At 67.7% G+C, this 11,048-nt stretch carries 8 protein-coding genes and 1 tRNA gene; 2 read left to right on the forward strand and 7 right to left on the reverse strand.

Annotated elements, in window-relative coordinates; genetic code table 11:
• Positions 1 to 42 precede the first annotated feature (42 nt).
• The 7 genes from pknB to AD72_RS29870 all read right to left on the reverse strand — a co-directional run bounded on the left by pknB (position 43) and on the right by AD72_RS29870 (position 9,801).
• Complete coding sequence (pknB, locus tag AD72_RS29840) at positions 43 to 2,100, reverse strand: Stk1 family PASTA domain-containing Ser/Thr kinase (RefSeq protein ID WP_037347821.1); 2,058 nt, start codon at positions 2,098 to 2,100, stop codon at positions 43 to 45.
• A gap of 46 nt (positions 2,101 to 2,146) precedes the next feature.
• Positions 2,147 to 3,601: a serine/threonine-protein kinase gene (locus tag AD72_RS29845; RefSeq protein ID WP_031469969.1), complete on the reverse strand. Its 1,455-nt coding sequence runs from the start codon at positions 3,599 to 3,601 to the stop codon at positions 2,147 to 2,149.
• Positions 3,601 to 5,082, reverse strand: a complete 1,482-nt coding sequence (locus AD72_RS29850; RefSeq protein ID WP_031469970.1) for a peptidoglycan D,D-transpeptidase FtsI family protein — start codon at positions 5,080 to 5,082, stop codon at positions 3,601 to 3,603. The genes AD72_RS29845 and AD72_RS29850 overlap by 1 nt, the downstream gene beginning before the upstream one ends.
• Positions 5,079 to 6,548, reverse strand: a complete 1,470-nt coding sequence (locus AD72_RS29855; RefSeq protein ID WP_037347824.1) for an FtsW/RodA/SpoVE family cell cycle protein — start codon at positions 6,546 to 6,548, stop codon at positions 5,079 to 5,081. Before AD72_RS29855 ends, AD72_RS29850 begins: the two co-directional genes overlap by 4 nt.
• Complete coding sequence (locus AD72_RS29860; RefSeq protein ID WP_031469972.1) at positions 6,549 to 7,877, reverse strand: PP2C family protein-serine/threonine phosphatase; 1,329 nt, start codon at positions 7,875 to 7,877, stop codon at positions 6,549 to 6,551. It lies immediately after the preceding gene.
• The gene (locus tag AD72_RS29865; protein WP_020499435.1) at positions 7,874 to 8,347 is read right to left on the reverse strand and encodes an FHA domain-containing protein FhaB/FipA; all 474 of its coding nucleotides are present in this window, start codon (positions 8,345 to 8,347) and stop codon (positions 7,874 to 7,876) included. Before AD72_RS29865 ends, AD72_RS29860 begins: the two co-directional genes overlap by 4 nt.
• Before the next feature lie 128 nt (positions 8,348 to 8,475).
• A complete protein-coding gene (locus AD72_RS29870; RefSeq protein WP_031469973.1) occupies positions 8,476 to 9,801 on the reverse strand; it encodes an FhaA domain-containing protein in 1,326 nt (441 codons plus the stop codon).
• A 110-nt stretch (positions 9,802 to 9,911) separates the two neighbouring features.
• Here AD72_RS29870 and AD72_RS29875 point away from each other — a divergent pair.
• Positions 9,912 to 9,994 (forward strand) — tRNA-Leu (locus tag AD72_RS29875).
• Positions 9,995 to 10,259: 265 nt separating this feature from the next.
• On the forward strand, positions 10,260 to 11,006 hold the full coding sequence (locus AD72_RS29880; RefSeq protein ID WP_031469974.1) for a DUF3800 domain-containing protein: 747 nt from the start codon (positions 10,260 to 10,262) through the stop codon (positions 11,004 to 11,006).
• The last annotated feature ends 42 nt before the right edge of the window (positions 11,007 to 11,048 follow it).

Raw genomic sequence — 11,048 nt, forward strand, 5'->3', positions numbered from 1 at the left:
GCACGACCTTTTCCACAGCTGAGCGAACCGGCCCGGAGGGGGTCAGCCGCCGAAGGGGAAGCCTCCGCCCCCGCCGCCACCACCGCCGCCCGGCGGGGTCGGCGTCGGCGGCGTGGGCTGTCCGCCACCACCGGCCTGGTACTTGCCGACCACGATGGTGATCGTGTCACTGGTGCTGGCCTTGGAGCCCGCACTCGGGTTGGACTGCTGGATCTTGCCGTCCTGGCTCTGATCCGTCGTCGGCTTCTCGACCACGTTGAAGCTGCCCTGCCACTGCTTCCCGGCCAGGGTGCTCTGTGCCTCGCTCTGGGTCTGGCCGGTCAGATTGGGCATGGTGAACTGGTTGCCCTTGGACACCTTCAGGGTGACCGTGGTCCCCTTCGGCACCTGGCCACTGCGCGGGGACTGGCCGATCACCGTGCCTTCCTGCTGGTCGCTGTCCACATCCTGGCGCGAGGGGTTCAGGCCCATATTGCGCAGGTTGCTCGCCGCGAGGTCGTACTGCTGGCCGGTGAAGTCGGAGAGGCTGACCTTCTCCGTGGGCTTGCCGATGATCAGCGTGACCTTGGAGCCGCGGGTCAGATCGCTGCCCGCCTTGGGATCGGTGGCCACGACCTTGCCCGCGAGCGAGTCGTCGTCCACCTCGCGTTCCTGGGTCTGATCGGCGACCTGGAACCCGGCTCCGTTGAGCTTCTGCCGCGCCTGGTCCTGGGTCGAGCCCTTGACCTGGGGCACCTGCTCCTCGCGCGGGGCCTTCCCGATACCGACCTTGATCTTGGTGCTGAGCGGATCGATCTTGGCGCCCGCCGCCGGATCGGTGTTGACCACATTGCCGATCTGATCGGGTCCGCACGGTCCTGGTGCGCCGTTCGGCTGCGGCTCGCAGAACACGTCGGTGATCGTGTACTGCATGTTCTTCTCGCTGAGCTGGCGGACCGCGGCGTCCTGCTTCTGGCCGACGAGGTTGGGCACGGCGACCTTGTTGCCGTCGTCCCCGCCGAGCAGATAGGTGGTCAGCCACGCGGCACCGGCGAGCACGATCAGGCACAGCGCCACGATGCCGACCCGTTTCCAGCCCTTGCGCCGCCTGCGCTGCCGCTCGAGCTCGGCGGCCTCGTCGTAGTCGTCGTACTCGTCGTCGTAGGGCCGCGCGTCGTCGAAGAACTCGGTCTGCCCTGCGGCCATGGCCGTGGTGGCGCCCTCACCGGCGATGATCGAGGTGCGATCCGCATCGGTCATCACCATCGGCGCGTCCGGCGCCTTCCCGGAGAGCACCTTGACCAGGTCGGAACGCATCTCGGCGGCCGTCTGGTACCGGTTGGCCGGGTTCTTCGCGAGCGCCTTGAGCACGATCGCGTCCAGCTCCGGGGTGACCTCGGGGTACACCGAGGACGGCGGGTTCGGGTCCTCCCGGACGTGCTGGTAGGCCACGGCCACGGGCGAGTCACCGGTGAACGGCGGCTGCCCGGTGAGCAGTTCGTAGAGCACGCAGCCCGCGGAGTACACATCCGAACGGGCGTCCACGGCCTCGCCGCGCGCCTGCTCCGGGGAGAGGTACTGCGCGGTGCCGATCACGGCCGCGGTCTGGGTCATCGCGGCCTGCCCGTCGGCGAGCGCCCGGGCGATGCCGAAGTCCATGACCTTGACCGCGCCGCCCTTGGCGATCATCACGTTCGCCGGCTTGACGTCCCGGTGCACGATCCCGTGCCGGTGGGAGAAGTCGAGCGCGGCCGAGACGTCCGCCATGATCTCCATGGCGCGCTTGCCCTCGACCGGGCCGTCGCCCTTGACGATGTCCCGCAGCGTCCGCCCGTCCACGTACTCCATGACGATGTAGGGCAGCGGACCGAAGTCGGTCTCGGTCTCCCCGGTGTCGTACACGGCGACGATCGCCGGGTGGTTCAGCGCGGCCGCGTTCTGCGCCTCACGCCGGAACCGCTCCTGGAACTGCGGATCCCGCGCCAGGTCGGCACGCAGGATCTTCACCGCGACCTCACGCCCGAGCCGCACGTCATGGCCGCGGTGCACCTCGGACATGCCGCCATAACCGAGCGTCTCGGCGAGCTCGTAGCGGTCGGAAAGCAGTTGCGGCGTACTCATTGCTGCCCTCCAGTCATACCCGCCTCAATGCTGCGTTCGCATCTGTTCATTGCTCGCCGTCCTCGTCCCCGCCGGGTGCGCACAACACGATGACATGCGAACCGGACGGAACCTCACCGTTCGGGATTATGGATGTGACGCGACAACCACCACGATCTGACGAACCCCCGCCCCTGGCGACCCGCATCGGCCGGAGCCCCTCCTTGCGCAGCTCATGGACCGCCGCCCCCGCCGGAAAGCCCTTGAACTGGTCATTCGGCACCTGAACCGATGTCGTCCGATCGGGTGTCGTCGTTTCCTCTTCGGTCCTCGTTGTGGTCCGCGTCTCGTGGGTGCGCTGCTGCGTCGTGGTGCGCTCGGGCTTCGTGGTGCGATCCGGGGTCGGCGTCGGCGCGTTCGACGGCGCGATGACCCCGTTGCCCGAGCCCTTGTTCCCGAACAGCAGGAAGGCGGCCAGCACCGCGACCGCGACCAGCGCGATCGTGCCGAGTACCCAGGCCCAGGTCTTCGAACCGCGCTGGGCGGGCGGCTGCGCGTAACCCGCCCCGGTCGGCGGGTACTGGGCGCTGGCGGGCATCGCCTGGGTCGGCATCGGCGGGCCGGGCAGCATCGCCGTCTGCGGCTGCTGATACCCGCGCGGGGGCGGCGGCATCTGGCCGGTGCGCACCAGCGCGATGGCCGCGGCGAACTCGCCACCGGTCGCGTACCGCTGCCGCGGGTCCTTGGCCATGCCGATCTCGATCAGCACCCGCACCTGCGCGGGAATGTCCGGGGGCAGCGGCGGCGGGGCGTCCCGGATGTGCTGCATGGCCACGGTGACCGCGTGGTCGGAGAGGAAGGGGCGCCGCCCGGCGAGGCATTCGTAGCCGCACACGGCGAGCGAGTACACATCCGATGCCGGGCTGGCCTCGGAACCGGTGGCCTGCTCCGGGGCGATGTAGTGCGCGGTGCCCATGACCATCCCGGACCGGGTCACCGGGGCGGCGTGCGCGGCCTTCGCGATACCGAAATCGGTGAGCTTGACCGAGATCTCGCCACCGGGCCTGCTCGCGATCATGATGTTGCCGGGTTTCACATCCCGGTGCACCAGCCCGCTCTCGTGCGCGGACTGCAGCGCGTGCGCGGACTGCTCGAGCACATCCAGGGTGAAGTCCACCGAGAGGCGGCCGTAGTTGGCAAGCAGCGCGGCCATCGGCTCGCCGTCCACCAGCTCCATCACCAGGTAGGCGGTGTCGTCCGGGCCGCCTGCCGTGGACGCGGTCTCGCCGTAGTCGTGCACCGCGGCGACGCCCTTGTGGTTGAGCGAGGCCGTGGTGCGGGCCTCGGTGCGGAACCGGTGCACGAACTCCGCGTCCCCGGACAACTCCGCCTTGAGCACCTTCAGCGCCACCTTGCGGTCCAGCCGGGTGTCCTGGGCTTCCCAGACCTCGCCCATCCCGCCGACGGCGATACGCCTCGTCAGCCGGTAGCGATCGGCGAGCAACTGACCGTCAGCGAGCATCATCCGCCCCCGAGGTACGCCTTGATCGCCGCATGCCCGACCGGACCGCCCAGCTTGGCGCCGACGGTGCTCTGGCCGTACGGGCTGCCGTTGCTCACCATCACCGAGACCGCGATCTGCGGGTTGTTGGCCGGGGCCATGGCGGTGTACCAGCCGTAGGGAACGGTGGCCTTGGAGTTGATGCCGTGCTCGGCGGTACCGGTCTTGGAGGCCACGTCGAACTTGTCCCCGACCCCGTCGGAGAAGTGCGACATCTTCTCGGACTGCTTCATCATCCCGATGATCTGGCTGGCCACATCCGGGCTGGTCGCCTCGCCGAGCTCCTTGGGGTCGTAGTCGGAGATCGAGGTCAGATCGGAACCCAGGATCTTCTTGACCAGCTGCGGCTGCATCCGGACACCCTTGTTCGCGATCGCGGCGGTGATCTCCGCGCTCTGCAACGGGGTGAACTGCACGTTCCGCTGACCGATCCCGGTCTGGTAGAGCGCCGCGGTCGAGGGAATGTCGCCGAGGGTGGAGGCGGTCGCCGAGATACCGGAGACGTCCTGCTTCTCCTCGACTCCGAACTTCTTGGCCTGCTCGATCAGCGCGTCCTTACCGACCGCCCCGGCCAGCGAGGCGAATGCGGTGTTGCACGAACGGGCCAGCGCCTCGGTCATGGTGACCTGGTCCCCGCCGCTGCCGCAGTGCGAACCGTCGTAGTTCTCCAGGGTCGTCTTGGTCCCGGGCAGGGTGATCCTGGACTCGGCGGTCAGCTTGCTGTCCGGGTTGAACTTCCCGGAACCGAGCGCGGCCGCGGCATCGATCAGCTTGAAGGTGGAACCGGGCGCAAGCGGGTCCCGCATCGCCCGGTTGAGCATCGGCTGCGACTTGTCCTTGCTGTCCTTCTGCCAGGCCTGGGTCTGGTCCTTGGTGACGTGCGAGGCGAACGGGCTCGGATCGAACGAGGGAGTGGACACCATGCCGAGCACCTCGCCGGTGGACGGCTTGATCGCGACGGCCGCGCCGGTGTAACCGCGATCGGCGAGCGCGTGGTACAGCGCGCTCTGCACCTTTGCGTCGATCGTTGTCTGCACGTTGCCCCCGGCCGGATTGCGCCCGGTGATCAGATCGGAGAGGCGCCGCACGAACAGCCGGTCATCGGTCCCGTTCAGGATCGTGTTCTGCGAACGCTCCAGTCCGGTCGAGCCGTAGTTCATCGAGTAGAACCCGGTGACCGGGGCATAGGTCGGCCCGTCCGCGTAGGTGCGCAGGTACTTGTACCGGTCCTCGGTGGCCTTGGCAGAGGCGATCTTCACATTCCCGCTCGAGTCCAGGATCATCCCGCGCGGACGCGAGTACTCGTCGAGCAGGGTGCGCTGGTTGCGCGAATCGTTGCGGTACTCATCGGCCTTGATGACCTGCACGTACGTGGCGTTCGCCAGCAGCAGGAACACCATCACGAGCATCGCCATGCCGACGCGGCGGATCGACTTGTTCATGAGGACCGCTCCACCATGACGGTGTGCGCCTGGCTGATCGGGGTGTTCTGCATCCCCGGGCGCGACGGTGTCGACTTGGGCCGCCGTGCCGCATCCGAGATGCGCAACAGGATGGCGACGAGAATGTAGTTCGCCAGCAGTGAAGACCCTCCAGCAGACATGAACGGTGTGGTCAGACCCGTCTCCGGGATGAGTTTGGTCGCCCCGCCCACGACCACGAACACCTGCCAGGCCAGCGAGAAGGCCAGCGCGCCGCCGAGCAGCTTGCCGAAGGTGTCCCGCACGGCGACCGCGCTGCGCATCCCGCGCATGGTCAGTACCAGGTAGATCAGCAGCAGCGCGGCGAGCCCGATGAAGCCCAGTTCCTCACCGATACCGGAGACGATGAAGTCGCTGTTCGCCTCGGGCACGAGTTCCGGGCGGCCCGCACCGAGCCCGGTACCGAAGATCCCACCGGTGCCGAGCCCGAAAAGCGACTGGGCCAGCTGATATCCGCCACCGGCCCCGGAGTAGTTCGAGAACGGGTCGATCCAGTTGGTCACCCGCTGCTGGACGTGGGTGAGCAGCTTGTACGCCACCACACAGGCCGCGATGAACGGGATCAGCCCGATCAGCACCCAGGCGAACCGCTCGGTCGCGATGTAGAGCAGCACCAGCACCACACCGAAGATCAGCAGCGAGTTACCCAGGTCCTTCTCCAGCGCGAGCACCCCGACCGAGGCGGCGAGCGCGAACAGCAGCGGCCCCAGATCGCGCAACCTCGGCAGCTCGAGCCCGAGGAAGGTGCGGCCCGCGTTCATGAACAGGTCCCGCTTCGCCACCAGGAACGAGGCGAAGAAGATGAACAGCATGATCTTGGCGAACTCACCGGGCTGCAGCCCGATGAGCCCGGGGATGCGGACCCAGACCTTCGCCCCGCCCGCTCCGGAGATGCTCGCGGGCAGGATGCCGGGCAGGATCAGCAGCGCGAGCCCGACCAGGCCGAGCGTGTAGCCGTAGCGGGACAGCATCCGGTGATCCCGCAGGAAGTACAGGAACACCGAGAACAGGATGATCCCGATCGCGGTGAACATGACCTGGCTCGGCGCGGATCCGGAGAACGCGCTGGAGGCGCGCGCGGCCGCGGCGGCCTTCGCCAGGTCGATGCGGTAGATCATCACCAGCCCGAGCCCGTTGAGCAGGGCGACACAGGGCAGGATCAGCGGATCCGCGTACGGCGCGAACTTGCGCACCACCACGTGCGCGATCCCGAACATCGCCAGGTAGGCGAGCGCGTAGAACAGGATCTCCGGCTTGAGCTCCTGGGCCTGATTGCCCTGCACGAGGATGAACGCACCGGTCACCAGGACCGTGGCGAACACGAGCAGCATCAGCTCTACGCCGCGCTTGGTCGGCACCTTGTTCGGTGGAGCGGCGGCGAGGTCACCGACGCTCGACTGCTCGGACTGGCCCGAGGGGGTCGACACCTATTGCCCCTTTCGACAGTCCACACCTGGCCGTTGCCCGTGTTGCGCGTCGCCTCCCGGGGCCGGCTGCTGGGGTTGCTGGCCTGGCTGGCTACACGCGGGGAGGAGCTGGTCCTGATTGAGGTCGACGATCTTGCGTTGCGCCGCCTGCAGGCCGCCCTGCACCGGAATGCCCTGCCGGAGCTGGTCCCGGGCACCGAGCTTGAAGTCGTTGAGGAACCGGCGCTCGCAGTTGCCGGTGCCCTGTTCACAGGTGCCCTGGACCTTCTGGTGCAGCGAGATGCCGAGGAATTCCCCGCGCACTCCCTGGTACACCGAGATCTCCCCGCTCTGCGGATCCGCGCCGACGTAGTACTGCTGCAGCACCAGCCAGCGGGTGAGCACCACCCCGGCGCCGAGCACGAGCAGTACCACGACGAGTATCGCCAGCAGCCGAAACCGTTTACGGCGCTTCGCTTTTGGGTCCGGGCCGTCCAGCTCCGGCTCCACCCGCTGCGGCTCTGGGCGCGGTGCGGTGATCGCCTGTGCCCGCGCGGCCGAGGAGTTCGGCGGCGGTGCGTCGTCGGTGCCGTCACCCGCGGCGCCACCCACGATCGGTGCGTCCTCGCCGAACTCCACATCGACCACATCGGCGATGATCACGGTGACGTTGTCCGGGCCGCCCGCGCGCAGGGCGAGCTCGATCATCCGATCCGCGCACTCCTGCGGATCCGGCATCTTGATGGTCTCGGTGAGCGTCTCGTGCGAGACGAACCCGGAAAGGCCGTCCGAGCACAGCAGGTACCGGTCCCCGGCCTGCGTGGTGCGGATGGTGAGGTTCGGCTCGACCTCGTGCCCGGTCAGCGCGCGCAGCAGCAGCGAGCGCTGCGGATGGTTCTGCGCCTCGTCCTCGGTGATCCGTCCCTCGTCGACGAGGGACTGCACGAAGGAGTCGTCGTGCGTGATCTGCGTGAGCTGGCCGTTGCGGCACAGGTAGGCACGCGAATCGCCGACGTGCACCAGGCCCAGCCGGGTGCCCGCGAACAGCACCGCGGTCAGCGTGGTGCCCATCCCGTCCATATCGGGATCGCTGGCGACCAGTTCGGAGATGGCGCCGTTTCCGGCGAAGGTGGCATCGCGAAGCTCACCGAGCAGGTCGTCGCCCGGATCGTCATCGTCGAGCGGGGCGAGCGCGGCGATGACCACCTTGCTCGCCACCTCGCCCGCGGCATGGCCACCCATACCGTCCGCGACAGCGAGCAGTCGTGGGCCCGCGTACACCGAGTCCTGGTTATTGGAACGCACCAGGCCGCGGTCACTGCGGGCAACGTAGTTCAGCACCAGAGTCATGAGCGCAGCTCGATCACCGTCTTGCCGATTCGGATCGGGACGCCAAGTGGCACCCGTAGCGGTGCCGTGACTCTAGCCCGATCGAGGTAAGTACCGTTCGTCGAGCCCAGGTCTTCCACATACCAGTCGTTGCCCTGCAGGGATAGCCGGGCGTGCCGGGTCGACGCGTAGTCGTCGTCGAGCACCAGCGTCGAGTCGTCCGCCCTGCCGATCAGGATCGGGCGCTCGTCGAGGGAGATCCGGGTTCCGGCGAGCGCGCCGTGCGTGACCACGAGGTGCCGCGCCGAGCGCGCGGGCCGCTTGCCGGTCTTGTCCTTCTTGCCGCCGCCGCGCCGGAAACTCGGGATCGAGACCCGAAGACCGGAGGCCGCGTACAGATCCGAACGCACAACACGCAACGCGGCAAGCACGAACAGCCAGAGCAGGACTAAAAAGCCCACCCTGGTCAACTGCATCACCAGCTCTGGCACGTGGCTCGTCCGCTCCTGCCTCGTCGGTCCCCGGCGGCCCGGGGCGACGCGTCATCGACCCGCCTCGCACTGGGCCGTTTCTCCCGTGACACGGCGGCGCACCGCCGTGCCTTGCTCCTGGCGAGTGGTCACCCTTGCACGTGGAACACCATCGATGAGTGCCCGATGCGGATCACATCGCCGTCCTGCAACTGCCATCCCTGCTGGACCGGTGTGTCGTTCACCGTCGTCCCGTTGGTCGAGTTCAGGTCGTCAAGTGTGGCACTCTGCCCATTCCAGTTGATCTCCAGGTGCCGCCTGGACACCCCGGTGTCCGGGAGCCGGAAGTCCGCGTCCTGGCCGCGGCCGACGACATTGCTGCCCTGACGCAGTGCGTGACTGCGATTCGTACCGTCAGTGAGCTGCACCGATGCCGCGAGCGGGCGACCACCGGGCATCGGGGGCTGCTGCACCGGCGGCTGCTGCGGGGCACCCATCGGCGCGCCGTAAGCCTGGTTCGGGTCCATCCCCGGCTGGCCACCGGGCGGGGTGCCGTACTGCTGCGGCACCGGTCCCGACGGCGGCTGGCCGTAGCCCTGGTCGTAACCGCCCTGCGGGGGCTGGCCGTACGGGTCGAACCCGCCCTGCGGGGGCTGCTGGCCATAGGGGTCGTACCCACCGCCCTGGGGTGGCTGCTGGCCGTAGGGGTCGTAGCCCTGCGGGGCCTGCTGGCCGCCGTAGGGGTCGTAACCGGGCTGCTGGCCGTAGCCCTGGTCGTAACCGCCCTGCGGGGGCTGCTGGCCGTACGGGTCGTAGCCACCGCCCTGGGGAGGCTGCTGGCCGCCGTACGGGTCGTAGCCGGGCTGCTGGCCGTAGCCCTGGTCGTAGCCCTGCTGAGGTTGCTGCTGGCCGTACGGGTCGTAGCCGGGCTGCTGACCGTACCCCTGGTCGTAACCGTACTGACCCTGCTGCCCGTACGGGTCATAGCCGGGCTGCTGACCGTACGGGTCGCCTGGATACTGGCCGGGAGGCTGGCTCATGGATCGGTCCTCTGCTCGTCGGGATGGTTCCGCCCGTTCCCCCGGCGGCGCGGCGTCGGGGTCGACGGACGATTCCGTACGGAATTGTCCGGTGTGTAGTGTCTCTGAGCGCTCTATCGAGACTACGACGTCACCGTATGTCTGATAGCCCCGTTCCGCGAGATGTTCCGCGAGATACGTGGCCAACTCAATGCAGATCCGTCGTTCGTCCTCGTCACCGCCCGCGAGGCGCTTGTGGTCGGCGGGTCCGAGCTGGACCGCGAAGACGTTCGGGGCGAGCAGGTGGCCGCCCGCGAGCCGCTGCACCTTACTCTCCGCCTCACGCTCAAGGTGCTGCCGAAGCTCGGTCGGAACCACCTTGCCGCCGAACACGCGCGCGAAGCCCTGCTCGACGGCCGACTCCAGCCGTCTCTCGAACCGGTCCGCACGCCCCACGCCCCACTCCCTTCACCTGACACTCCATCCGTGATTTTAACGATCCGACCAACCGGGTGGGGGTGGGATCATCGGCGTTCCCCCTTAGTGCTACTGTTTCCTCGTCGCTCGGGCGAGTGGCGGAATGGCAGACGCGCACGGTTCAGGTCCGTGTGTCCGAAAGGACGTGGGGGTTCAACTCCCCCCTCGCCCACCCGATTGGCCGGGGTGTGCCCACGGAAAACGTGGGCCACCATCGGCTGGTGATTGTTTATGGGGGCCTAGCCCCCATGCCCCCTAGGTGCGGGCTTCTCTTCTTGACTGCGTGGTTTCGTTGGGGTTTGACCAGCGCGGCTTGGGGTTCTTTGAGGTTGGGCCAGCGCTGCCTTGGGTTCGTTGAGGTTGTGCGCGGCTCGGTAGTGGTGCTTTCGCCCGGTTGTCGGACGCGCCCACTCGATCAGGTGTCGTAACTTGGCTATGTGTCCTTGCCGATACTGCACGCGTTCATCGACGAATCCGGGCAGCGGGCACACACACCGGCATCCAGTGACCACTTCGTCATGAGCGCGGTCGTGATCCCCGACGAAGAGCTCGCCAGATCACAGGACCTGCTCGCAGAGCTCCGGCAAGATCTGGGGCGCAATCCTGGCGACACGCTGCACTGGAAGAACATCCAAGGACACTCGCAACGGTTGCATCTGGCGAAAACACTCGCCGCCCAACCCTGGCTGACAGTGTCCTCGGTGATCGTCTGCAAGCGACATCTGAACGGCCCGCTGCTCGACGAGGACCCCGCCTACCTGTTGACACTTCGATACCTGTTGGAGCGATTGTCGTGGATAGCCCGCGAACGAGGCCGGCTACTCCGCTACACGCTGGCGCACATAGTGCGGTTCAAGACCTCCAGCCTCCGAGCGTACGAGGCGGAATTGCGCGCCGAGGAGGAGTGTCAGATCGCCTGGCCACACCTCGATCCACGCGGCGGACACCTCGACCAGCCATCCCGCGTAGAACAACTGCAGTTGGCCGATGCCATCGCATCCGCCACCGGTGCGGCGTTCAATCGGGACAGGTTCGGTTACACCGAACAGCGTTATCTTCACGAGCTCCAGTCGATCGTCTATCGGCGCGGAGCGGGAGCGAATGCGCTCACCTCGTACGGCCTGAAGATGCACCCTTGGCATGAAACGGCTAGAGCCGCCTACCCGTGGGTGGCGGCTCTATAGCGTACGTCGACCGGCTGTGCCGCAATCGCGGGTGCTGATGTT

The organism is Sciscionella sediminilitoris (assembly GCF_000737195.2).
Taxonomy (GTDB): domain Bacteria; phylum Actinomycetota; class Actinomycetes; order Mycobacteriales; family Pseudonocardiaceae; genus Sciscionella; species Sciscionella sediminilitoris.

Bases quoted from the DNA above. Each gene is read 5' to 3' on its own strand.
- AD72_RS29860 (WP_031469972.1), bottom strand. From the start codon at position 7,877: ATGACTCTGGTGCTGAACTACGTTGCCCGCAGTGACCGCGGCCTGGTG.
- pknB (WP_037347821.1), bottom strand. From the start codon at position 2,100: ATGAGTACGCCGCAACTGCTTTCCGACCGCTACGAGCTCGCCGAGACG.
- AD72_RS29845 (WP_031469969.1), bottom strand. From the start codon at position 3,601: ATGCTCGCTGACGGTCAGTTGCTCGCCGATCGCTACCGGCTGACGAGG.
- AD72_RS29850 (WP_031469970.1), bottom strand. From the start codon at position 5,082: ATGAACAAGTCGATCCGCCGCGTCGGCATGGCGATGCTCGTGATGGTG.